The 23,914-nt window shown below is 74.2% G+C and carries 17 protein-coding genes; 5 read left to right on the plus strand and 12 right to left on the minus strand.

Going from position 1 to position 23,914, the window contains the following annotated elements:
• Positions 1 to 27 precede the first annotated feature (27 nt).
• Together HFV08_RS20770 and HFV08_RS20775 are read right to left on the minus strand one after the other, a co-directional pair.
• Positions 28 to 1,263, minus strand: a complete 1,236-nt coding sequence (locus tag HFV08_RS20770; protein ID WP_376770680.1) for a polysaccharide deacetylase family protein — start codon at positions 1,261 to 1,263, stop codon at positions 28 to 30.
• Positions 1,264 to 1,602: 339 nt separating this feature from the next.
• Positions 1,603 to 2,076 (minus strand): DUF5709 domain-containing protein, encoded by a 474-nt coding sequence (locus HFV08_RS20775; RefSeq protein WP_168541261.1) that lies wholly within the window; start codon positions 2,074 to 2,076, stop codon positions 1,603 to 1,605.
• A gap of 241 nt (positions 2,077 to 2,317) precedes the next feature.
• Here HFV08_RS20775 and HFV08_RS20780 point away from each other — a divergent pair, with 241 nt between their 5' ends.
• Together HFV08_RS20780 and HFV08_RS20785 are read left to right on the plus strand one after the other, a co-directional pair.
• Positions 2,318 to 3,400 carry a slipin family protein gene (locus HFV08_RS20780; RefSeq protein WP_246341914.1) on the plus strand — a complete coding sequence of 361 codons (1,083 nt, stop codon included), beginning with the start codon at positions 2,318 to 2,320 and terminating at the stop codon, positions 3,398 to 3,400.
• 154 nt (positions 3,401 to 3,554) lie between these two features.
• The gene (locus tag HFV08_RS20785) at positions 3,555 to 4,976 is read left to right on the plus strand and encodes a PP2C family protein-serine/threonine phosphatase (protein ID WP_168541262.1); all 1,422 of its coding nucleotides are present in this window, start codon (positions 3,555 to 3,557) and stop codon (positions 4,974 to 4,976) included.
• Positions 4,977 to 5,086: 110 nt separating this feature from the next.
• On the opposite strand, the gene HFV08_RS20790 is transcribed toward HFV08_RS20785, so the two are convergent.
• A complete protein-coding gene (locus HFV08_RS20790; RefSeq protein ID WP_168541263.1) occupies positions 5,087 to 6,598 on the minus strand; it encodes a DNA-binding protein NsdB in 1,512 nt (503 codons plus the stop codon).
• A gap of 231 nt (positions 6,599 to 6,829) precedes the next feature.
• Between HFV08_RS20790 and HFV08_RS20795 the strand changes: the two genes are divergently transcribed.
• Both HFV08_RS20795 and HFV08_RS20800 read left to right on the plus strand, forming a co-directional pair.
• Positions 6,830 to 7,939 (plus strand): aminoglycoside phosphotransferase family protein, encoded by a 1,110-nt coding sequence (locus HFV08_RS20795; protein WP_168541264.1) that lies wholly within the window; start codon positions 6,830 to 6,832, stop codon positions 7,937 to 7,939.
• A 450-nt stretch (positions 7,940 to 8,389) separates the two neighbouring features.
• On the plus strand, positions 8,390 to 10,366 hold the full coding sequence (locus tag HFV08_RS20800) for an N-acetylmuramoyl-L-alanine amidase (RefSeq protein WP_168541265.1): 1,977 nt from the start codon (positions 8,390 to 8,392) through the stop codon (positions 10,364 to 10,366).
• Between the two features lie 177 nt (positions 10,367 to 10,543).
• Here HFV08_RS20800 and HFV08_RS20805 read toward each other — a convergent pair whose 3' ends face one another.
• The 3 genes from HFV08_RS20805 to HFV08_RS20815 form a co-directional block, all read right to left on the minus strand.
• The gene (locus HFV08_RS20805) at positions 10,544 to 11,044 is read right to left on the minus strand and encodes a hypothetical protein (protein WP_040246070.1); all 501 of its coding nucleotides are present in this window, start codon (positions 11,042 to 11,044) and stop codon (positions 10,544 to 10,546) included.
• A gap of 83 nt (positions 11,045 to 11,127) precedes the next feature.
• The gene (locus tag HFV08_RS20810; protein WP_168541266.1) at positions 11,128 to 11,736 is read right to left on the minus strand and encodes a hypothetical protein; all 609 of its coding nucleotides are present in this window, start codon (positions 11,734 to 11,736) and stop codon (positions 11,128 to 11,130) included.
• A gap of 190 nt (positions 11,737 to 11,926) precedes the next feature.
• Complete coding sequence (locus tag HFV08_RS20815) at positions 11,927 to 12,169, minus strand: DUF397 domain-containing protein (RefSeq protein ID WP_168541267.1); 243 nt, start codon at positions 12,167 to 12,169, stop codon at positions 11,927 to 11,929.
• 192 nt (positions 12,170 to 12,361) lie between these two features.
• Here HFV08_RS20815 and paaK point away from each other — a divergent pair, with 192 nt between their 5' ends.
• Positions 12,362 to 13,666: a phenylacetate--CoA ligase PaaK gene (gene paaK / locus HFV08_RS20820; RefSeq protein WP_246341915.1), complete on the plus strand. Its 1,305-nt coding sequence runs from the start codon at positions 12,362 to 12,364 to the stop codon at positions 13,664 to 13,666.
• A gap of 97 nt (positions 13,667 to 13,763) precedes the next feature.
• Here paaK and HFV08_RS20825 read toward each other — a convergent pair whose 3' ends face one another.
• The 6 genes from HFV08_RS20825 to HFV08_RS20850 all read right to left on the minus strand — a co-directional run bounded on the left by HFV08_RS20825 (position 13,764) and on the right by HFV08_RS20850 (position 23,588).
• Entirely contained in the window at positions 13,764 to 15,263 is a 1,500-nt protein-coding gene (locus HFV08_RS20825) for an acyl-CoA synthetase (RefSeq protein ID WP_168541268.1), read from the minus strand.
• A 79-nt stretch (positions 15,264 to 15,342) separates the two neighbouring features.
• Complete coding sequence (locus HFV08_RS20830; protein WP_168541269.1) at positions 15,343 to 16,905, minus strand: phytoene desaturase family protein; 1,563 nt, start codon at positions 16,903 to 16,905, stop codon at positions 15,343 to 15,345.
• Positions 16,906 to 16,950: 45 nt separating this feature from the next.
• Entirely contained in the window at positions 16,951 to 19,140 is a 2,190-nt protein-coding gene (locus HFV08_RS20835; protein ID WP_168541270.1) for a serine/threonine-protein kinase, read from the minus strand.
• 121 nt (positions 19,141 to 19,261) lie between these two features.
• Positions 19,262 to 20,134, minus strand: a complete 873-nt coding sequence (locus tag HFV08_RS20840) for an oxygenase MpaB family protein (RefSeq protein WP_168541271.1) — start codon at positions 20,132 to 20,134, stop codon at positions 19,262 to 19,264.
• Between the two features lie 267 nt (positions 20,135 to 20,401).
• Positions 20,402 to 21,079, minus strand: a complete 678-nt coding sequence (locus HFV08_RS20845) for a pyridoxamine 5'-phosphate oxidase family protein (RefSeq protein WP_168541272.1) — start codon at positions 21,077 to 21,079, stop codon at positions 20,402 to 20,404.
• Between the two features lie 460 nt (positions 21,080 to 21,539).
• The gene (locus tag HFV08_RS20850) at positions 21,540 to 23,588 is read right to left on the minus strand and encodes a PIG-L family deacetylase (protein WP_168541273.1); all 2,049 of its coding nucleotides are present in this window, start codon (positions 23,586 to 23,588) and stop codon (positions 21,540 to 21,542) included.
• Between the last annotated feature and the right edge of the window lie 326 nt (positions 23,589 to 23,914).

Raw genomic sequence — 23,914 nt, forward strand, 5'->3', positions numbered from 1 at the left:
CGTCGCGCCGGGCCCCGCCACGGCCGCTCAGGAGACGGCGGCCGCGCCCTTGCCCGCCGCGGCGAGGTACTTCTTCCAGCCGCCCGCGGGCCGCTCGCCGATCTCCAGGCTCTGCAGCCGGTCGAGGACGGCCGGGTCCTGCGCGTCCAGCCAGTCCACGAACTGACGGAACGACACCAGCCGCACCTCCTTCTCGTCCGCGACCCGCTTCAGCGTCTCCTCGACGGCGTCCATGTAGATCCCGCCGTTCCACTCCTCGAAGTGGTTGCCGATGAACAGCGGCGCCCGGTTGGTCTCGTAGGCCCGGCGGAAGCCCGCGAGATAGGCCCCGGTCGCCTGGGTGCGCCAGGCCGGGTAGTTGTACGAGGGGGCCCGGGTGCTGTTGAGCGACTGGTTGGCGAGGATGTTGTAGTCCATCGACAGGACCTCGAAGCTGTGCCCGGGGAAGGGGATCCCCTGGAGCGGCAGGTCCCACAGCCCCTGCTTCTTGCGCGGCCAGCGCTGTACGCCGCCGGGCGAGGAGGCGTCGTAGCGCCAGCCCATCTCGCGGGCGGTGGGCAGCAGATTGCCCTGGCCGAGCAGGCAGGGGGTGCGGCCGCCGACCAGTTCCTTGTCGTAGTCGAAGGGCAGCGGGTCGTCGTCGGCCCAGCCGGTGTTCGTCCGCCAGGTCTTGATGAACTCCCTGGCCTGCTCGATCTCGCTGCGCCACTGCGCGGGCGTCCAGTGCTCCACGCTGCCGCTGCCGCCGCAGAAGTGGCCGTTGAAGTGGGTGCCGATCTCATGGCCGTTGAGCCAGGCCTGGCGCACGTACCGCAGCGTCTCCTTGAGGTGCGGGTCGGAGAGGTAGCCGATGTCCGAGGCGCCGACCGTGTTGTTCGGCGGCCGGTACAGGCGGCGCTTGGACTCCGGGAGCAGGTACACCCCGGAGAGGAAGAAGGTCATGTGCGCGCCGTGCTCCTCGGCGAGCTTCAGGAAGCGGGGGAAGAGCCCGTTGCCGACCTCGCCCGCACCGTCCCAGGAGAAGACCACGAACTGCGGTGGCGTCTCGCCCGGTTCGAGCCGTACGGGTTCCGCGGGCTGGTTCGGCTGTCTGCCGGTGTACGCGGTCGAGCCGTCCCCGATGAGCCGCGGCGCGCTCCGGCGCGCGGAGTCGGCGCCCGGCGCGGCCTTGCGTTCCGGCCCGGCGGGCCCGTGCTCCCCGGGCCGGCTCACGGTGCCGCACCCGGCAAGACCCGCGGCGGCGGCTCCCAGTCCCAGCCCCATTCCCACTGCGCCTCTACGGCTGATCTCGCTCACTGGCATCCCAACCCGTGCCGCAGCACAGCACGTTGTGACTTGGCGACTGACATGCCAGACCATAAATCACATAAATAGATAAATACGACATTCAGTCCGGCGCGCCGGGCAGTGGAGTGAGGGGCCGGGGTTCGTCGGGGTCCGGCGGCAGGCTCGGCGGCGCGGGCCAGGGGGCCGGGCCGGGGGTGCCGAGCGGCCCGGGAGGCACCGAAAGCGGCGAGGCGGGGGAAAGAGGCCGGGCACCCGCGCGAGAGAAGGCGGACCCGGCGGACAGCACCGCGAAACCGCATGCAGGACCTGCAGTCCTCAGGCGAAGGACGTGGGCCCCTCGCCCTCGTCGACCACGTGCATCGCCGCCTCCTCCGCCGAGGCGGCCGCGCCGTCGATGCCGACGTCCGCGGCGAGCAGATCCCCCTCCACGTTCCCGTGGGCGCCCTCGTCCGGGGCGACCAGCCGGCCCGCCCGTGCGGCGCCGACCTCGCCGTCGCCGAACTCGTCGTCGTCGAGGTCCCGGTAGGCCCGGCCGTCCGGCACCTGCACATCGGGCAGTTCCTCGGCGAGGCGCTCCGCCAGGGACTCCCCGCGCATCTGCTCGGCGGCCGTCACGCCCACGCTCTCCACGCCGAGCGCCCGCTCGGGCGGCGAGTACCCCTCGTCGAGCGGATCGGCGACCTCGTCGAGGATGAGGGTGTCGTCGGCCTCCAGGAGACCTTCGTCGTCCTGGACCTCGGAGCCGTCCGGCTGGTAGACGTCGTCGCCGCGGGCGTTGTCGCCGTTCACGAAGACCTCCCTCCGGGGCGGCGGGCGGCCGCACGCGCGACCCCCGGTACCGGTACGGCCGGTGTCCCGCCTGCTGCGGGCACCGCCCGCGTGCCTCCCATGGTCCTCCTGCGCCGCCGATCCGCAACAGCCCGGACCCGGCCCTCCTGACGCTGCGTACCGGTCCGTACGCGGCATCTGACCACCGGGCGAAAGCGGCCTACCATGGCATTACGGGCGTACGAGGCGTCAGGGGGCCAAGATGCTCGAAGAACTTCTGGCAGCAGGGGCAGGCCTGGTCACCGCGGGCGCCCTGTACACGGCGGCTGCCGCACGCGTGGTGAAGCAGTACGAGCGCGGCATCGTCTTCCGGCTCGGGCGGCTCAGCGGCGGGGCCCGCAGCCCCGGCTTCACGATGGTCGTCCCCGGCTTCGACCGGCTGCGCAAGGTGAACATGCAGATCGTGACGATGCCGGTGCCCGCACAGGAGGGCATCACCCGGGACAACGTCACGGTCCGGGTCGACGCGGTCGTCTACTTCCGGGTGGTGGACGCGGCGAACGCCATCGTCCAGGTCGAGGACTACCGGTTCGCGGTCTCCCAGATGGCGCAGACCTCGCTGCGGTCCATCATCGGCAAGAGCGATCTCGACGACCTCCTCTCCGACCGCGAGAAACTGAACCAGGGCCTGGAGCTGATGATCGACAGCCCGGCCGTCGGCTGGGGGGTGCAGATCGACCGGGTGGAGATCAAGGACGTCTCGCTGCCCGACACCATGAAGCGCTCGATGGCCCGCCAGGCGGAGGCCGACCGGGAGCGCCGGGCCCGCGTCATCAACGCCGACGCCGAACTGCAGGCCTCCAAGAAGCTCGCCGAGGCGGCCTCGGTGATGTCCCAGCAGCCGGCCGCCCTCCAACTGCGGCTGCTCCAGACCGTCGTGGCGGTCGCGGCGGAGAAGAACTCCACCCTGGTCCTCCCCTTCCCGGTGGAGCTGCTGCGCTTCCTGGAGCGCGCCCAGCAGAACAACACCCCAGGGCCCGAGGCTCCCGCCGGTGCCACCGCGAGCCCCGGCCCGGCTCCGGACGCCTCCTCACCGGACGCCCCGGACACCGTCACGCCCACCACGACCGAGGGCCCGCCGCCGCCTTTCCCGGAGGCCGCGCTCCCGGATGTGTCGCTCCCGGACATGCCGCTGCCCGAGGCGCCCGGCGCCATCCCGGCCCCGCCCGAACCCCCGGCCGGAACCGCGGCACCGGACGCGGGCACCGGCGGCGGGACGGACCCGGCGGGCTCCGGTCGGGTCCCGCCCGGCACCGCGCCCAGGCATCCCGGCGACACCCCCTAGACCGCCCTAGCCGGGCCGGGGTCATATGCCCTGAGCACCACCGAATCGGGTGTTGCCAAAGCCCTTACGCGCCGTCGCCGACTGTGTCAGAGTCGTAACCGATCGTTCTGACAGAATGGGACGTACCGATTCCGTTGCCCCCACCGGAGTGTTCATGCCCTCCCCCCTCTCGCCGGACCGCCCTGATGGACGGCCGCCCGGCCGCGACGCGGTCGACGCCCTCATCAGCCGGACCCGCGGTCTGCGCGGCGAGGTGGTGGCGGTGCGGCGCGGGACGCCCGAGGACGGGGATCCGCGGGGGCGCTGGCAGCGGGCCCTGTTCGACCTGGCCGTGCGCCACCTCGACGAACTGGACGAACACCTGGCGCAGCTGCGCGACGGACCCGCCCCGCCGACCGGGCCCGAGCAGGTGCCCGCACAGCGCCGCCGGGCCGATGTCCCCGCCCCCGCCTCGCTGTTCGGCCGGGTCGGCAGCGCGGAGTGGAATCTGCTCACCGGCGAGGTGAACTGGTCGGGCGAGCTGTACGAGATCCTCGGCCGCTCCCCCGCCGCCGATCCGCTGACCCTGGACGAACTGCCCGCGCTGGCGCACGAGGACGATCGGGCGATGCTCACGGCCCTGCTCATGGACTGCCTGGTCGAGGCGAAGCCGATCGACGGCGAGTTCCGCGTGCTGCACCCGGGCGGCGCCGTACGCACGGTGCACATGATGGCCGAGCCGGTGCTCGACCAGGACGGCGGCACCGGATCGATGTGGGGGGTGCTGCGCGATGTGAGCGAACTGCGGCGCGGCGAGCGCGCCCTGGACGACAGCCGCGGCTTCCTGGAGCGGCGCCTGCACCTCGCCCAGACCGAGCACCGGCTCGCGGTGGAGCTCCAGGAGTCGGTGCTGCCGCCCTGGCGGGGCTCGCTCGGCGGCGCCCACGGCAGCGGCTCCCTCGACCTGGCGGCCCGCTACCTCCCCTCCGCGACCGCCTCGCTCATCGGCGGCGACTGGTACGACGCGCTGCCGCTGCCCGACGGCCGCAGCCTGCTGAGCGTCGGCGACCTGACCGGGCACGGCGTGACCGTGACCTCGGGCATGGCGATGCTCCTCGGCGCCCTGCGCGGCATGGCGGTGGCCGGCACCGAACCGGGCAGCCTGCTCGGCTGGCTCAACCAGCTCATGGACTCCTCCGTGCAGCCCGCTCTCGGCAGCGCCGTGTGCTGCCGCTTCGACCCCGCCGCCCGGAGCATCGACTGGGCGCAGGCCGGACACCCCGCCCCGCTGCTGTTCCGCGACGGGACGGGGCGCGCCCTCCCCCCTCCGGAGGGTGTGCTGCTCGGCGCCACCTCGGGCGCCGTCTACGAGCAGCGCACCGAGCGGCTGCTGCCCGGGGACGTACTCCTGCTGCACACCGACGGGCTGGTCCCGCGGCGTGCCGGGGCGGCCGCCCAGGAGCGGCTGCTCGCGCTGGCCCCGCGACTGGCCGGGGCCCGCTCCGCGCAGGCCTGTGTGCGCACGATCGTCGAGGAGTTCGGCGAGATCGAGCGCGAGGACGACGCCTGCGTGCTCGTCGCGCGGCTTCCCCTCTGACCGGGCGTACGGAGTCGGCGTACGGGGTCGGTGTCCGTCGTCGGGCAGGGGTGACCGGCGTCCGGTGCCGGTGTCCGGGCGGGCGGCGATGCGTGTCGGCGAGGGGGTGTTCAGACCGGGCGGCCGCCCTTGCCCTTCCCCTTTCCGGTGCCCTTGCCGACCTGCTTCGGCATCGCCAGCTGGATCTCGCTGCGCAGCTCCTCGATCCGGGGGTACCCGGCGTACTGGCCGGTGAGCCGGTACATCTCGCGCAGCCGGTCCCAGGTCCGGTGCGAGGAGTTGGAGCCCATGGAGACCAGCGCGAGCCGCGCGTAGCGGTCCGCCTGCTCCGGGTCGTCAGCGAGGAAGCACGCCGAGGCCAGCGAGAGGTAGTCGAAGATCTGCGAGCGCTGCCGCCCCTGGGCGCGCAGTTCGATCGCCTCCTTGGCGTGGCGCTGGGCCGTGTTCGCCGCCGCGGGATCGTGCTCGGCGAGGGTGCGGTACGCGAGCGCCTGCATGCCGTGCAGGTCCGCCTCGTCGAACATCTGCATCCAACTGGGCGGCGGCACATCGCCCTTGTCCGAGACGAAGAGGTCCTCCGCCGCGCCGAGGGTGCGCCGCATGGCCTGCCCCTGGCCCATCGAGGCCTGCGCCCAGGCCTCGATGGTGAAGAGCATCGCCCGGGTGCGCGGCAGGGTCTGGTCCCCGGAGCCCGACTTGGCGAGCTTCATCAGGTCCAGGGCGTCGTCGGGCCGGCCCAGGTGCACCATCTGCCGCGCGGCCCGCGAGAGGGCCTCACCGGCGCGGGGCCGGTCGCCGCCCTCCCGGGCCGCGTGCGCGGCGATCACGAAGTACTTCTGGGCGGTGGGTTCGAGGCCCACGTCGTGCGACATCCACCCGGCCAGTACGGCGAGGTTGGCGGCGACGCCCCACAGGCGCCGGTGGAGATGGTCGGGGTGGCGGTAACTGAGCATGCCGCCCACCTCGTTGAGCTGGCCGACCACCGCCTTGCGCTGGAGCCCGCCGCCGCGGGCGGCGTCCCAGGCGCGGAACACCTCCACCGAGCGTTCCAGTTCCTCGATCTCCTGGGAGCCGATGGGGGCGGCTTCGTATCGGTCGAACCCGGCGGGTTCTGCGTGCAGGGGGTTGTCGGTCGTGGGGGTGGCAGCCGCGAGGGCCGGATCGGTGCGCAGCCAGTCGTGCATGGCGCTGCTGAGTGCGGATCCCGCGGCGAGCGCGGCACCCGCGCCCACCAAGCCGCGTCGGTTGAGCATGAGGTCCATTCCCGTGAATTCGGTGAGGACCGCGGCAGTCCGCTCAGGCGCCCAAGGCACTCCGTCGGGATGCTGCTCGCTTCCGCCGACGAGCCGTTTCCCCGCACGCCCGTGGCGGACCAGTCCGAGATCCTCGATGGTCACGACACGGCCGAGTCGCTCGGTGAACAGCGCCGCCAGCACCCTCGGCACCGGATCGCGCGGGATCTCTCCCCGGTCGATCCAGCGCCGCACCCGCGAGGTGTCCGTGGCCAGTTGCGGATGGCCCATGGCCGCCGCCTGCCGGTTCACGAGTCTCGCGAGCTCGCCCTTGGACCAGCCGGTCAGGCCGAACAGGTCCGAAAGGCGGGTGTTGGGTGCGCCGCTCACGTCAAGCCCCCAGGTTCTCGGCTGAGTTGACAGTACCCAGCTGTCAGTTGCGGAGCGACTATTCGCCAGGGTTCGCCAGGGTCCGCCAGATGGTGTGCCAGTGGGCCACCGGTGTCTGGTAGAGGTGCGCCACCCCGCCCCGGTGACCGAGGGAGCTCTCCCCAGGGTGCACCGGAGGCCACCGGGCGGGTGGCGCCGTCTCACTGGCACACGAAGGGATCTGTACCGGCCATGTACACAGCATCGTCCTCCGTGTCCGCCCCGCCCCGGCCCGCACGGCTCCGGCCACCGTCCGGCGGTCCCTCTCCGGATCCGGCGCGGCCCGTCGCCACCCCCTCCCCCCGCGTGGGCGGCCAGACCCGCTTAGGCGCCCGCGGTACGCCCGCGCTGAGCGGAAGACTCGACCTCTCCGGGCAGCAGGGCGCGCAGCTGCGCGCCGCCCTGGTCTCGGTGCACCGCGTCTGCCCGGAGTTCAACCCGGTGCAGCTGCTGCGGCGCAGCCAGCGCTCCGTCCTCCTGGTGGGCACCACCGGCCGCAGCACCGCGGTCGCCAAGGTCCTGATCGACACCTCCGCGCGCTCCATGGAGCGGATGCAGCACGAAATAGCTGCCTACCGCGCCTTCGTCCGGCACCGGCCGCCGGTACGCGCGCCCCGGCTCATCGCCGCCGACCCGGACAGCGGGACCCTGGTCGTCGAGCGGCTGCCCGGACGGATGGCGGCGGCCCAGCGGCACCCGGTGGAGGCGCCGCCGCGCGCCGACGTCCGTGCCGTGCTCGACGCCCTGTACCTCCTCAACCGGTGGACGCCGCCCGAGGAGTGCTTCGGCCGGCCCCTCGACTACACCGAACTGATGGCCCGCGACCACGAGCGGGGCCTGCTGACCGACCGCGACCTGGACGATCTGCAGAAGCTGCTGCACGGCTTCGCGCAGTCCGCGGGGCGCTTCGGCGGCTTCCAGTTCTGCCACGGAGACGCCCTGCTGCCGAATGTGCTGCTCTCCCCCGGCGGGCCGGTGCTCGTCGACTGGGAGCGCGCGGGCTGGTATCTGCCGGGCTACGACCTGGCCACCCTGTGGGCGGTGCTCGGCGACGCTCCCATGGCGCGCCGCCGCATCAGCCGGCTCGCGCACCGGGAGGGCCCCGCCGCCCGGGACGCCTTCCTGGTCAATCTGATGCTGGTCCTCACCAGGGAGATCCGTCTCTACGAGGCCGCCGCCCAGCGGGCCCTGCGCGAGTCCGGCGCCTCCGCGGGCGAGGAGCACCGGCTGCTGCTCCGCCGGCTGCACGAGGACGCCAACCTGGCGCGCAAGGCGGTACGGGCCGCGGTGGGCACCCGCTGACCACGTGTCGCGAAGGGCCTGCTGGGCGCCTGAACCCAGCAGGCCCTCCGCGGCATCCGCAGCGGGAGCACCACCCCTCGGTCACCGCGCCCCGACCGGCTCCGCGGACGTAGCGCCGCCGCCTCCCCTCGGCCGTACGCCCGCGCGCCGCCCGGCCGTGCCGCCGGGTATCCGCCCGCACCCCGGCGGCCTGCCCCCGAACAGGTGGCGACGGCGAAATCCGGCCACCGCGGCAGCCCACTTCCAACTCGCCTCCCACCAGGGCACATTGGTCCAGTCCACTGAAGCGGCGCAGGCGGTGTCGCCTTTGCGGCGAAACCCGGTCTTCACAGCGCTGACATGCGCAAATTCCGGTGGCTGGGCATGATTGACGGATCGTCGGCAAGCGGGTACCACTGACGCACACTCGGCCCGCTCGCCCCACGCGCCGTACCGTCCCAGGAGGCTTCCTTGCGAGGACCCGCCACAGATCGCGCCACCCCGAGACCGCGACGCCTGCACTCCGCCCTCGGCGCCGCCGCCGCGGCCGCACTGCTGCTCCCGCTCTTCGGCGCCGCCCCCTCGGGTGCCGAGGAGACCGCGGCACCGGACCGCCTGCAGCGGGCGTTCAGCTCCGCCGCCGGGGCCTACCACGTACCGCAGAGCGTGCTGCTCGGCGTCTCCTACCTCCAGTCCCGCTGGGACAGCCACAACGGCGCCCCCAGCGTCTCCGGCGGCTACGGACCCATGCACCTCACCGACGCGCGCACCGCCCTGAAGCACGCGCCGCACCACAGCGAGGGCGGCGAGGACCCGCGCGGCGACAGCTCGCGGCGCGCCCTGCGGCCGAGCGCCCCGGCGCCGGACACGGCCGAGCTGCCCGCCCGGCTCACCACCCTGACCAGGGCGGCCGAACTGACCGGCCTGAAGCCGGCCGAGCTGCGCGGCGACCCGGCGGCGAACATCCGCGGCGGCGCGGCCCTCCTCGCCGCCGAGCAGAAGCGCCTCGGCAAGCCGCTCAGCGCACGGCCCGCCGACTGGTACGCCGCCGTCGGCCGGTTCTCCGGCGCCGAGGACAGCGCCACCGCCGCCGCCTACGCCAACGACGTCTTCGCCGTCATCCGCGACGGGCAGCAGCGCACCAACGACACCGGCCAGCGCCTGCGCCTGGTCGCCGTGCCCGGACTGGAGCCGAAGGCCTCCGAGGCACAGCGGATGGGGCTGCGGCGCGCCGCGGCCAAGGGCACCGAGTGCCCGGCGACGGTCTCCTGCGAGTGGATCCCGGCGCCCTACGAGGAGTTCGGCGACGAGGACTACGGCAACCACGACCTCGCGGACCGCCCCAAGGACCAGGGCATCGACTACATCGTCGTGCACGACACCGAGGGGTCCTGGGACACCACCCTGAAGCTGGTGCAGGACCCGACGTACGTCTCCTGGCACTACACGCTGCGCTCCACCGACGGGCACATCGCCCAGCACGTGAAGACCAAGGACGTCGGCTGGCACGCGGGCAACTGGTACATCAACTCCAAGTCGGTGGGCCTGGAGCACGAGGGCTTCCTCGCCTCCCCGGACGCCTGGTACACGGAGGCGATGTACCGCACCTCGGCGCGCCTGGTGAAGTACCTGGCGCAGAAGTTCGACATCCCGCTGGACCGGCAGCACATCCTCGGCCACGACACCGTGCCCGGCACCACCACCTCCACGATCCCGGGCATGCACACCGACCCCGGCCCGTACTGGAACTGGCAGCACTACTTCTCGCTGCTCGGCAAGCCGCTGCCGCACCGGGGTGCCACCCGGGGCGAACTGGTCACCATCGCCCCGGAGTACGCGAAGAACAAGCCCGCGTTCACCGGCTGCGCCAAGGCCGGCGAGGCCTGCGCCCCGCACGGGTCCAGCGCGGTACGCGTCTACACCGAGCCGAGCGAGGACGCCCCGCTGATCAAGGACATCGGTCTGCGCCCCGGCGGCGAGGACTCCACGATCGACGTCAACGACCTGGGCTCGCGCCTGTCCGCCGGGCAGCAGTACGCCCTGGCCGACAAGAAGGGCGACTGGACCGCGGTCTGGTACCTCGGTCAGAAGGCCTGGTTCAAGAACCCCGCCAAGGCGCCCACCGCGGTGTCCGGCTCGGGCTCCGTGATCACCCCCAAGGCGGGCAAGGCCGAGGTGCCGGTCTACGGCAGGGCCTACCCCGAGAAGGCGGCCTACCCCGAGGGCGTCCCGGTGCAGGAGGTCTCCCCGCTGCCGTACAAGCTCCTCGCGGGCCAGCGCTACGTCACGGGTGACCGGGTCCCCGGCGAGTACTTCTACGCGCCGACCTTCGACACCGCGCCGCACCGGATCGTCCGCGGCAAGGACGTCTACTACGAGATCCAGTTCGGCCACCGCATCGCCTACGTACGCGCCGCGGATGTCGACCTGAAGCGCTCCGGCCACTAGGGGCTGTCGTCACACTCCCCTCGTCGCCCGGCAGGCGTCGCGACGCAGCGGGGAGTGTGACGACAGGCCCCAGGGAGCAGCGCACTCGGACTCGTCGGGTCCGGACCCGCGTGGGGGCGGGCCCGGACCCGACGTATGTCTGTCCATGGCCGGCGGCAGTGGCCTGCGGCCGCGGGCTCAGCCCTGCTGGAACAGCTCGGCGGGCAGCGGCTTGAGGAGGGCGTAGAGGTCGTCGGAGATCGGCCGGTCCCAGGAGGCGATGGTCACCAGGACATCGTCGCTGCGGTCGAACTGCACACAGGAGACGCGGCTCTCGGAGAGCTTCACGCGCCGCACGATGAGCAGGTTGTCCCCCTGCATGACCGGCACGTCCTCCTGCCCGACGACGGTCACCTCCTCCTCGTGTTCGAGGGCGAGCAGCAGCTGCGCCACCTCGAACGGCACCTGCCCCTCCTCGATCTCCCGCGCGGGCGAACCGGGCGGGAGATTCCCGATGATCATCGCCGGGCCCCGGCCACCGAACAGGTCGTACCGCAGGAAGACACCCTGGCAGCTGCCGTCCGGCGCGGGCAGCAGCCCCGCACCGAGGTTGCCAGGCCAGTCCCCCGGGTCCATGGCCAGAACGTCGAAATCCGGCCCGGCGGGGTTGGCGGCGCTGCGGCGGCGGAGGAAGGACATGCCGACATGGTACGTGCCCGACCGGCACGGACGGCGCGGGGTACGGGGGCCGGGGCGGGCCGCGAACGCCTGTGGGAAGACGGCTACCGCGCGGCGGTCATCCGGAGCACCGCCTCGGCCAGTTCCTCCACGGAGCGGCCGCCGCCCGTGTCCAGCCGGTCGAGCCTCAACCTGGCCGCCTCTCCCAGCACCAGCTCCTGAAAGCCCACCGCCCGGGCCAGAAAGGTGTCGACGAGGCGGCGCTCCTCTCCGTCCGCCTCGGCGTATCCGGCGGAGTCGTACATCCGGGCGCGGAGCACGGTCTCCTCCGCGGTGAGCCATACGGCGGCGGTATGGGGGATCCTCAGCTCGGCGACCCGGGCGGGCCACAGCGCGGAGCCCTCGAGGACCAGGCCCGCCGCCCCCTCGTGCCCGGCCGCGGCGCGCCTGATCAACTCCTCGACGCGGGGCCACAGCCGCGCGTAGTGGTCGAGGACGGAGGAGAGCAACTCGTCCGCGGTGAGCGACCGGTAGTGCTCGGCGACATGCGGCGGCACCTCCCATCCGGGCATCCGCCAGGGCCGTCCTGGGTGCCGCGCCAGCCCGTCGGTCGACAGGCACGCGTACCCCAGCCGGTCCGCGACCACCCGCGCGAGGCTGGACTTGCCGACATGCGAGGTCCCTCCGAGCAAGACCACCCGCGCTTGGTGCATGCCGGTGACTGTACTGAGGGTGGCCGGATGCTGTGCACAGGTGGTGCCGGGCGGTCGTACCGGAGCGGAATCGGGGGCGGGCGAACGGCGCTCCGCGCCCGAGGCTGTGTCGTTCTCGTGTGAGCGCGCCCGTGCACACAGCCCACTCCGGTGAGTGGCCCCGGACGGCCTCGCACGCCCCGCGGCTCGCTCAGGTCAGGTCGAACTCGCCCTCGCGGGCGCCGAGTACGAAGGCTCCCCACTCGTCGGGAGTGAAGATCAGGGAGGGGCTCTCCGGGCGGGTGCTGTTGCGCATGGCGATGAAGCCCTCGACGAAGGCGATCTCGACGTCGCCCCGGCCGCTGCTGCTGGACCGCCAGCGGGCGCCGCTCAGATCGAGTTCGGGCTTGTTCCAGCCGCCGGGCGGGGCGTGCTCGGTGGTGCTCTCGGACACGTTCTGCTCCTGACGTTCGTCGTCCGCGCGCCAGCCTAGCCACCCGGGCGGGCGCCGGTCAGGGGTTCGGACAAGGCGATCGGCACCCCCGTTCACGTCGTACGTCTTGACGACCGGCGTACCCCCTGGATTACTGATCCACGAGGCGCGACCCAATGATCGGTGGCGGCTTCGGCGCAGGTGGCGAGGGGAATGGCGATGGAGTCGGACGCGACGGAGTTGCTGGACGCCGGGGAGCGGCTCGGCCCGGAGGCGCTGCGCGCGGTGCAGCTGGAGCGGCTGCGCACCACGCTCCGGCACGCCTATACGCAGGTGCCCTTCTACCGGAAGGCCTTCGACGACGCGGGGCTGCGGCCCGAGGACTGCCGCTCGCCGGCGGATCTGGCGCGGTTCCCCTTCACCACCAAGGCGGATCTGCGCGACAACTACCCCTTCGGGATGTTCGCCGTACCGCAGTCGCAGGTGCGGCGCCTGCACGCCTCCAGCGGGACCACGGGCCGGCCGACCGTGGTCGGCTACTCCGACCGGGACCTGTCCCTCTGGGCCGACCTGGTCGCCCGCTCGATCCGCGCCGCGGGCGGCAGGCCGGGGCACAAGGTCCATGTGGCCTACGGATACGGGTTGTTCACCGGCGGACTCGGCGCGCACTACGGGGCCGAGCGGCTCGGCTGCACGGTGATCCCGGCCTCCGGCGGGATGACCTCGCGCCAGGTGCAGCTGATCAACGACTTCCGCCCCGAGGTCATCATGGTCACCCCCTCCTATCTGCTCACCCTCCTCGACGAGTTCGAGCGGCAGGGCATCGACCCGCGCACCACCTCGCTGAAGGTCGGCATCTTCGGGGCGGAGCCCTGGACCGAGCAGATGCGGCACGAGATCGAGGAGCGCTTCGCCCTCGACGCGGTGGACATATACGGGCTCTCCGAGGTGCTCGGCCCCGGGGTGGCGCAGGAGTGCGTGGAGACCAAGGACGGGCTGCACATCTGGGAGGACCACTTCTACCCGGAGGTCGTCGACCCGCTGACCGGTGAGGTGCTGCCGGACGGGGAGGAGGGCGAGCTGGTGTTCACCACGCTCACCAAGGAGGCCATGCCGGTGGTGCGGTACCGCACCCGCGATCTGACCCGTCTGCTGCCGGGCACCGCGCGGGTCTTCCGGCGCATGGAGCGGATCACCGGCCGCAGCGACGACATGGTGATCCTGCGCGGGGTCAACCTCTTCCCCACCCAGGTGGAGGAGATCGTGCTGCGCACCCCCGGGGTGGCCCCGCACTTCCAGCTGCGGCTGACCCGGGAGGGCCGGATGGACGCCCTCACCGTACGGGCGGAGGCGCGGCCCCGGGCGACCACGGCGGAGCGGGAGGCAGCGGCGGTCTCGCTCGCCCAGTCCGTCAAGGACGGCATCGGGGTCTCGGTGCGGGTGGAGATCGTGGACCCGGAGACCCTGGAGCGGTCGGTGGGCAAGATCCGGCGGATCGTGGATCTGCGGGAGGAGTGAGGGGGAAGGCCGGGGCCTGCCTCCGATGCCGCGGCTCCCCCCGCGAGAGTCGCCCCCTCGCGAGGGTCGCGGTGCCCTCGTACGGCCGCGGGCTCGCTCAGGGCCGGGAGAGCGTCTCGCGGAGTTCGCGTTTGAGGATCTTTCCGCTGGCGTTGCGCGGGAGTCGGTCGACGAAGACGACCGACTTGGGGGCCTTGAAGGAGGGCAGCCGCTCGCGGGCGTGGGCGATCAGCTCCGCCTCGGTGGCCTCGCCCTTGCGGACGACCACGGCGGTGACCGCCTCGATCCAGCGCGGGTCGGGCAGCCCGATCACCGCGGTCTCGGCGACCGCCGGATGCCCGTAGAGCGCGTCCTCGACCTGCCGCGAGGCGACCAGGACACCACCGGAGTTGATGACGTCCTTCACCCGGTCCACCACCGTGAGGTAGCCCTGCTCGTCGCGGACCGCGAGGTCGCCGGAGTGGAACCAGCCGGCCCGGAAGGCCTCCGCGCTCTCCTCCGGCTTGTCCCAGTAGCCCTCGCACAACTGCGGTGAGCGGTAGACGACTTCACCGGCAGTGCCCGGCGGCACCTCCGCGCCCTCCTCGTCCACCACCCGCGCCTCCACGAAGAGCACCGGGCGCCCGCAGGAGGCGGGGCGCTCGGCGTGCTCGGCGGGGCCGAGCACGGTGGCCAGCGGGCCGATCTCGCTCTGGCCGAAGCAGTTGTAGAAGTCCGGCGAGCCGAGCCCCTCGCGCAGCCGCTCCAGGACCGGTACGGGCATGATCGAGGCCCCGTAGTAGGCCTTGCGCAGTCCGCCGAGGTCGCGGCGGGCGAAGTCGGGGTGGTTCAGGAGGCCGATCCATACGGTCGGCGGGGCGAACAGGCTGTCCGCCTCGCCCCGTTCGACCAGGTCGAGGATCCGGCCGGGCTCCGGGGAGTCCAGGATGAGGTTGCTCGCCCCGACGGCCAGATAGGGCAGCAGGAAGACGTGCATCTGGGCCGAGTGGTAGAGCGGCAGCGAGTGGACCGGCCGGTCGTCCTCGGCGAGGTCAAGGGCGTGCAGCGCGCTCACGTACTCGTGGACGAGCGCCCGGTGGGTCATCATCGCGCCCTTGGGCAGCGCCGTGGTGCCCGAGGTGTAGAGCAGCTGCGCCAGGTCTTCGGCGCCGGGCGCGGGGCCCTCGTACGGCTCGGTCTCCGCGAGGCGGCCGAGGAGGGAGTCCGCGGTGTCGCGCAGCGCCAGGACGGGGGTGCCCTCGGGGAGGTTCCCGGCGAGGTCCGGGTCGGCGAGGACCAGCGAACTGCCGGACTGGCGCACCAGGTACGCGAGGTCCTCGCCGGTGAGGTTCTGGTTGACGGGTACGTGGACGAGCCCGGCGCGGGCGCAGGCGAGGAAGCCGAGGAGATAGGCGTCGGAGTTGTGGCCGTAGGCGGCGACCCGGTCCCCGGCCGCCGCTCCGGTGGCGCGCAGTACGGCGGCCGCGCGGGAGACGGCCTCGTCGAGGGCGGCGTAGCTCCAGTCGCGGTCGCCGTAGCGGACGGCGGAGCGCTCCGGGTTCCGGCGTGCGCTGCGCCTCAGGAGGCCGTCGACCGTACTGCTGTGTACACCCGTCATGGCGTGATCCTGGCCCCGGCCGGGCGGGGGGTCAAGGCAGCGGGACGGGCTCGCCCGCAACCTCCCGCCCCCGCCGGGCTCAGCCGCTGCCGAGGTCCTCCAGCACCGCCATGGCCGCGTTGTGGCCGGGGATGCCGCTGACCCCGCCGCCGCGCACCGCACCCGCCCCGCAGAGCTGGACGTTGGCCCGGGTGGTGCCGGTGCCCCAGCGGCCCGCACCCTCCTGGGCGTACGGGAAGGCGAGGTCGCGGTGGAAGATGTTGCCGCCGGGCAGGCGCAGGTCGCGTTCCAGGTCGAGCGGGGTCTTCGCCTCGATGCAGGGCCTGCCGTCCGCGTCGAGGGCCAGGCAGTCGGCGAGCGGTTCCGCGAGGTGGGCGTCGAGCTGGGCGAGGGTGGCGGTGAGCAGCCGCTCGCGCTGACCGTCGTTGTCCTCGCGGAAGAGGCGGGCCGGGGTGTGCAGTCCGAAGAGGGTGAGCGTGTGGTGGCCGCTCGCCGCCAACTCGGGCGCCAGGATACTCGGATCGGTCAGCGAGTGGCAGTAGATCTCCGAGGGCGGGGCGGTGGGCAGGTCACCCGCGGCGGCCTCGACGTGGGCGGTGGCGAGCTGGCCGTAGCCCTCGGCGATGTGGAAGGTCCCGGCGAAGGCCTCCCGCGGGTCGACCGAGGTGTCCTTCAGCCGGGGCAGCCGCCTGAGGAGCATGTTGACCTTGAGCTGGGCGCCCTCGGCCGGGGCGGGCGGCTGTTCGCCGAGGAGCCCGGCGAGTGCCTCGGGCGAGGCGTTGACCAGGACGTGCCGGGCGGCGATCCGGCCCTCGGCGGAGTCGGTGCGGTAGGCGACCTCGGCGGCGCGGCCGTCGCTGTCGACGCGCAGGACCTCGTGGCCGGTCGCGATCTCGGCGCCCGCCCCGCGCGCGGCGGCGGCGAGCGCGTCGGTGAGGGCGCCCATGCCGCCCACCGGGACGTCCCAGTCGCCGGTGCCGCCGCCGATGACGTGGTAGAGGAAGCAGCGGTTCTGCTGGAGCGAGGGGTCGTGGGCGTCGGCGAAGGTGCCGATGAGGGCGTCGGTCAGGACGACGCCGCGTACCAGGTCGTCGGCGAAGTGCTTCTCGACGGCGACCCCGAGCGGCTCCTCGAAGAGCATCCGCCAGGCCGCCTCGTCCGCGATCCGCTCGCGCAGCCCGTCCCGGCTCGGCAGCGGCTCGGTGAGGGTGGGGAAGACGCGTTCGGCGACCCGCGCGGTGGTCTCGTAGAAGCGCAGCCAGGAGGCGTACTCGGCCTGGGAGCCGGTGAGCCGGGCGAAGGACTCCCGGGTGCGCGACTCCCCTCCGCCGACGAGCAGTCCGCCCGCCCGGCCGTCGCGGGTGACGGGGGTGTAGGAGGAGATGGAGCGCTTGCGCACCGCGAACCGCAGGCCCAGCTCCTCCACGATCTTCCCCGGCAGCAGACTCACCAGGTACGAGTACCGGGAGAGCCGGGCGTCCACCCCGGCGAAGGGCCGGGTGGAGACGGCGGCGCCGCCGGTGGTGCCGAGGCGCTCCAGTACGAGGACGGAGCGTCCGGCGCGGGCCAGATAGGCGGCGGCGACCAGGCCGTTGTGGCCGCCGCCGACGATCACGGCGTCATAGGCATCGCGTGCAGGCATGGTTCTTGGTAGCACGAGGCGCACCGCCGGGCCAGGGCGCGCCCCTCAGCCCAGCCGGGCGCGCAGGGCGGCCACCTGCCGGTGCAGGGCGGCGGCCTCCTGGACCCGGCCGAGCTGCTCCAGGCAGCGGGCCTCGTCCTCCCGGGCGGCGAGCACCTCGGTGTGCCCGGGGCCGAGCAGCCGCTCCCGGGTCTCGGCCACTTTGCGGTAGGCGTCCAGCGCCTCGGGCCAGCGGCCGAGCCAGCCGAGGCAGACGGCGGCCTCCCGGCGGGCGACGAGGGTGTCGGGGTGGTCGGGGCCGAGGACGCGCTCCCGCCCCGCGAGCACCTGCTCCGCCTCGGCCAGGGCTTCGGGCCAGCGGCCGAGGCGGCCGAGGTTGACGCCGAGCCCGTGCCGGGCCCGCAGGGTCTCCAGGTCCTCGGGGCCGCCGAGCCGGGTCCGGTCCGCGAGCAGGGCGCGGTAGAGGTGGAGCGCCTCCTCGCTGCGGCCGAGCCTGCCGAGGCTGATCCCCGTCTCGTAGCGGGCGGCCAGGGTGTCGGGATGGTCGGCGCCGAGGGACTGGGCGCGGGCCCCGGCCACCGCCCCGTAGACCTCCAGGGCCTCGGACCATCTGCCGAGGCGGCCGAGCGCGTAGCCCACCTCGTACCGCGTCACCAGGGTGTCCCGGTGCCCGGGGCCGAGGACCCGGGCGCGGGCGGCGGCGACCTCCTCGGCCGCCCGGTGGGACTCCTCCAGGCGGCCGAGGCGGCCCAGGCTGAAGGCGAGGTCGTGGCGGCAGCGCAGGGTGTCGGGGTGCTCGGGGCCGAGGGTGTGCTCGCGGCCGGCGAGGACCGCGGTGTACATCCCGTGCGCCTCGGCGTGGCGGCCGAGCCTGCCGAGGACGTAGGCGGTCTCCTGGCGGGCCGCGAGGGTGTCGGGGTGCAGGGCGCCGAGGACGCGTTCGCGCCCGGCGGCGGCCTGTTCGTACTCCTGGAGTGCCGCCACGTCCCGGCCCGCGCGGCTCAGGGCGTAACCCAGCTCGTACCGGGCGGTGAGGGTGTCCGGGTGGTCCGGGCCGAGGACCCGGGCGCGGCCCGCGGTGACGCGGCGGTGCGCCTCGCAGGCGTCGGTCCAGCGTCCGGCCGCCGAGAGGCGCCGGGCCTCGGCGGACTGGGCCTCCAGGTCGGTGTGCTCCTGGCCCGGGGCGGCCGGGGACGGGGCGGGCGGCCAGCCGCGGGTCCAGGCGGTGGTGAGCGCCGGGTGCGGGACGTCCGGGGCGGGGGCGGGCGCGGCCTTGGGACCGGCTGTCATGCCCCGCGCCCAGGCGGGGAGCGGGAGTTCACCGCCGGGCGGGGCGAGGCCGGGGCGGGCGGAGGGGCGGCCCGGCAGCGGCGCGGAGGTGTGCGCGGCGCGGCCGGTGCCGATGAGCGCGGCGAGTTCGCGGGCCGAACGGGGCCTGTCCTCGGGCTCCTTGGCGAGCAGGGTCAGGATGACCTCGTCGAGGTAGCCGGGCAGTTCGCCGCGCTGCCCGGCGGGCGGCTCGGGGGCGGTGTCGCGGTGGCCGACGAGGATGGACCAGGTGTCCCCGAGGTCGAACGGCGGTGCCCCGGTGGCGATTTCGTACAGGACGCAGCCGAGCGAGTAGAGGTCGCTGCGCTCGTCGAGGTGGCCGCCGCCGATCTGCTCGGGGGACATGTAGTGCGGGGTGCCCATGGCGATGCCGGTGCCGGTGATCTTGGCGGTGAAGCCGATGTCGTGGCCGAGCCTGGCGATGCCGAAGTCGCAGATCTTCACCGTGCCGTCCAGACAGCGCACGATGTTGGCGGGCTTCAGGTCCCGGTGGACCACGCTCTGTTCATGGGTGTACGCGAGGGCGGCGGCGAGCTGGGCGGCGATCTCCTCCACCTCGCCGACCGGCAGCGGCCTGCCGTCGTTGTCGTCGAGGAGCTGGCTGAGGTTGCGTCCTTCGAGCAGCTCCATGACCAGGAAGAGGACGCCGTCCGCGTCGCCGAAGTCGTGGACCACGGTGACCCCGTGGTGCTGGAGGGCGGCGGCGACCTGGGCCTCCCGGCGGAAGCGGGCGCGCAGCCCGTGCCCGAGTTCGCGGTCCGCCTTCGGGCCGGTGGGCTTCAGGCACTTGACGGCCACCTGGCGGCCGAGGGACTCGTCCCGGGCCCGCCACACCTCGCCCATGCCGCCGCGCCCGATGAGGTCGAGCAGCCGGTACCGGCCCTGGAGCAGCCTGGTGTCCGCCATGTCCCGCAGTCGCCCCCGTCGCCTCGTGAGTGAGTCCGCCGTGCTGTCGTCCCTGTGAGGACGGCAGCTGTCGGACTCACTCGTGAAGCCGTGCCCTCCTCGGTTCGTCCAGTATGACGACCTATCCCCCCAGTTTGAACGGGGCAGGCCGGGTCCCCGGGCCGAGGCGCCCCACCGCGCGCAGGATGTGCTTCGGCGGCAACTGCCAGCGCACCTGGTCCGGTACGCCGCGCAGCAGCCTCCCGAGGGCGCGCAGCCGCCGGTCCACGGCGGCCGGGCTGGGCGCCGGGCGGCCGTACAGGGCGTGCGCGTACGGCGGCAGAGCCGCGTAGGCGAGCGCGGACACCGGCCGCCACAGCCCGAGCCGGGCGGGGACCAGGGCCGCGGGCACCGGCGGGCGGCGCAGGAAGTCGTCCACCTCGCGGGCCTCCGCCCCGGCCGCGAGCCGGGGCCGCATCCGTACGAAATAGGCGGCCAACTCCCGCTGTCCGGCCGGGACCTGCTCGGGGTCGAGGCCGACGAGGCGGGCGGCGGCACGGTTCTCGTCGATATAGCGGTCGGCCTGGGCGGCGCTGAGCGGGACGCCGGAGCGGCGGGCGACCTCCAGATAGGAGGCGATCTCCGCGCAGTGCACCCACAGCAGCAGTGCGGGCTCGTCGACGCCGTAACTCTCCCCGGTGGCCGGGTCGGTGGCGCGCAGCATGCGATGGATCCTGCGCACCCGGGCGCCCGCGCGCTCGGCCTTCTCGGTGGTGCCGTAGGTGGTGGTGCCCACGAAGTCGGCGGTACGCAGCAGCCTTCCCCAGGCGTCGCGGCGGAAGTCGGAGTTCTGGGTGACGCCGCGGACCGCGCGCGGCAGCAGGGCCTGGAGGTACAGGGCCCGTACTCCGGCGATCCACATCATCGGGTCGCTGTGCACCTGCCAGGTCACGCTGGCCGGTCCGAAGAGCCCGGCGTCCGCTCGGTCCGTGGACACCTCTTCCGCTCGGTCCATGGGCCCCTCTTCCGCTCGGCGCCGCGTACGGCGTGTCCTCGCGGTCCGGGTCCTGCCGCCGCACGGCGGCGTCCCGGAGCGCGGCCACCACCGTAGAACGCGTTGCAGAAGGAGGGAACGGCGCCACCCCCGCGCCCTCTCGCGCCGCTCGCGCGCCCTTCCGCGCCGCTCCCCCGCCGGGGCGCGCGCGGGCGGACGCCGTGCCGCGCCACTCCCCTCGTCCTCGTCCGCTCCCGCCGGGGCGCGCGCCGGTGGACGCTCCGGTGTTCAGGCGCGCGGCGGGGGCGCGGCGGCCGGGGCCGCCTTGCGACCGGTCATCCGGACCGGGGAGAGCGCGATCCACAGCCCGCTCGCGCCGCCCGACCAGGGCAGGTGCTCGGCCTGTTCCTCGAAGCGCAGCACCGCGTCGTAGCCGACCACCGCCCGCGCGGGACCCTGCACCAGGACGCACCAGCCCTTGCCGTTCTCGTCGAAGTGGTCGGCCTCCAGGGCGATATCCGCACCGGCGGCCGCCGCGGGCACCGAGCCCGCCGAGGTACGGAAGACCACTTCGCCCCCGGCGAGCAGGTAGTTGACGGGGACGATGTCGGGGCCCTCGGAGCCGAAGACGGCGACCCGGCCGAGCCCGTGCCCGGCAAGCAGCTCCCGGCACTCGGACTCGTCCATCTCCACCAGGGGCGGCTGCGGGCCGTCCACCAGAGCGGGGGCGCCCTCCTCGGACAGCTCGGCCACCGTGGTCCGCAGGGCCTCGGCGAGCCGGAGCAGCAGGCCCGGCCCCGGTACCGCCCGGCCCTCCTCCACGTAGGCGAGGAAGGCGGGGGCGGCGCAGCAGCGGTCCGCCGCCTCTTCCGTGCTCAGGCCGAGTTCCGCGCGCCGCCGGGCCACGCGCCGGCCGAGGGCGGGTCCCGGGGCGCCGGGGTCCGCGGTGGTGCGTGAGGTCGGCATCTGGTCGTGTCCCCTCGTCGGGGCGGGCCTCGCTCGGCGAGTCCGCGGGCGAGCTGTGGACCCGGTCACCGGGCGGGTGACTCCCGTCCGCCGGGCCGCTTCACCGCACGGCGGCCGCACGCCTCCTCGCGGTCACGGCAGCCACCGTCACCCCTCCAGGGTCCCGCTGCCACGCCGCCGCGCAAACCGGCGACGACGACTACTTCGCAGGGTCACCGGGCGGTCGCAGCGGGTCAGTTCACCGGTCGCGTGGTTGCGGGTCAGGCGAAAGGCCCGGTCAGGGGTGAGATCGGAGGCCCCGGTCGCGGGGGGAGGCAGGAGGCCCCGGTCACGGAGGGGACCGGAGGTCCGCGGCCGCGGGTCAGCCCGAGGGCGCGCGCCCGGGGGTCAGCCCGGCGGTCGGTGACCGCGGGTCTCCGCCGAGCGGTGACCGCGGGTCCCGCCGACCGGTGGCCGCCGATCAGGTCGCCGTTCCCACCGCTCCGGAGATCCCCGCGGAGTCCCAGCCGCGGCCCGGGCGCCACAGCCAGGGCCGCGCGTCGGGGCCCAGGCCCGCCGCCGCGGCGCCCTTGCCGTCCGCCACCAGGGCCGCCCCGTCGAGCGCCGCGGTGCCGGGGCCGCCGGGCACCGGCTGCCCGTCGCGGAGCATCCGCAGCGCGCCGCCGAGGTCGCGGCCGAGGACGTACGGGCCCTCGGCGGCGACCGGTCCGTAGCCGGGGAAGTGGAGGCGCTCGCCGCGGGAGGCGAAGAGCTCCTCGGAGGCGGGCGCGCGGTAGAGGAGCCGACCGTCCGCCGCGGCGATGGCGCCCGCGGGCACCGGTCCGGCCGGCGGCGGCAGGAAGCCCTCGGGCGACCATTGCAGGACCGCGGCGCGGCCCGCCCCGTAGACCCGTATCGCGCCGTCGGGGGTGAGCGTCGCGGTCAGTCCGTCCTGCACCGGGCCGCCGCCGAGTCCGCGCCAGGGCGACCACTCGCCGTCCGGTGTACGGACCCGGGTGCTGACGCCCTGGTCGGCGTCGCGGACGAAGAGGTGGACGTGCCCGTCGGGTGCGGTGACCGCCACCGGGACACCGACGCGGCGGGTGCGCTCGGGGTCGGACTCGGGGTTGCCGAGCCCGGTCCAGGCCGCGAACGGGCCGCCGGGGCGCCGCTGTTCGAGCAGGACGATCTCGCGGAGGTTGCCGCCGCCGGGGTCCAGGGCCGAGAAGCGCAGCGCGAAGAGCAGATGCCGCCCGTCGTCGAGCGCGGCGAAGCCGACCGCGGGCGCGAGCGGTCCGCCGCCGAGGTCCTGGGCGGCGCCGAACTCGCCCTCGGCGCCCTCCTGCCAGCGCACCGCGCGCATCCCGAGCACCCCGTAGGCGGTGAGCCGTCTCCCGCCGGGGGCGAGCGCGAGGCGCGGGCCCGGATGCCGGTGGTGGGTGGCGCGGACCCAGCCCTTGCGGTTGCGCAGCGGACGGTCGCCGCCCACGTTGTAGTCGCCGCAGCCGGCGGGGTTGCCGCAGGCCCAGTCGGGGGCGGCGCCGTAGGGCACCAGGCGCTCCGCCTTCTCGGCGAGGACGGGCGCGGGGAGGTTCTTCGGCCAGTGGTTGTTGTAGTAGCCGCGGAAGGCGGTCACCGCGAAGGGGGGCGGCCCGCCGACCGCGCTGTCGGCCCAGCGGGCGAGCGCGGCCCAGGTGAACAGGGCGACGGCGGTGTGGTCCCCGTGGTCGGAGTAGCCCGGCTGCTCGCTGTCGCGGATCCGGGTACGGGTGTCGCTGTGCTGGATGTCGGGGTCCGGGTCGAGGGTGTGGACCAGGCTCGGCCGGTACCGCGCGAAGAGCCCGACGAGAACGCTGAGCAGGCCCTCGGCGTCGTAGCTCTGCGCCGAGTCGAGCGGGGAGCCCGCGGCCAGGGCGGTGCGCAGCCGCAGGCCGCGCTCCCGCCAGAGCGCGGGTACGGCCTGGTGGCCGCCGAGGGTGTGCATGGCCAGGTTCAGGAAGACGAGTTCCACGGTGCGGCCCTGGTGCTCCAGGGTGGCTGTCTCCGCCTTGCGCCCGCCGGGGAGTTCGGTGATCCGGGTGCGCCAGGCGGCGAAGACGGGCAGCCCGAGCAGGGCGGCGTAGGCCTGGCGCAGGCCCTGGTGGCGGGCGGCGGAGTAGGCCTCGTGGTCGGCGGCGGGCCGCGGCTGCCCGGGTATCCGGTTGACGCCGTCCGCCTCGCCCGCGGTGACGTAGACGCAGACCACCGGCACCTTCGCGGCCAGGGCGCGCTGGGTGTCCGGGTTCATGAAGTACAGGTCGTCGTCGGGGTGGGCGAGGACCTGGAGGAGCAGCGGGCGCGCGGACTCGGCGGCGGGGGCGCCCGAGGCCGGGGCGGGCAGGGTGGCGCGGGCCCGGGAGTCGCTGACCCCGGAGCCGGGGAAGCCGAGGGTGGCCGCCGCGAGGACACCCGCGCCGAGCAGCGCCCTGCGCCGGGGTGTGGAGGCCCGCCCCGGCCGGTGCGCCGCGGCGTCGTTCGATGATCCGGACACCGGGGTGTTCCGGAATGCTCCCAGGGGCACGCGCCACTTCTCCGTCCGCTACCCGCAGCGGACACACGTGCGCTGCCATGAGGTTCCTGTGCGAGGACGGCACTCCTGTGACGGGTGACGTCCACCGGTAGAGAACGTGAACGGGGCGTGATGGTTGCCTGATGTGAGGAAGGCGACTTCGGGGTGCGCCGTCGGCGAGTGCGCAGCTCACCGGGGATGCGCGGGCGAGACGATCAACGGCCGCCGGGCGCCTGGGCGGTGGCGGAAAACCCGTTGCCCCGCCGCCGCGCCCGGTGCTGCACTACGGGTCCAGCCACCGACCCGAG

It is taken from the genome of Streptomyces physcomitrii (genome assembly GCF_012273655.1).
GTDB lineage: Bacteria > Actinomycetota > Actinomycetes > Streptomycetales > Streptomycetaceae > Streptomyces > Streptomyces physcomitrii.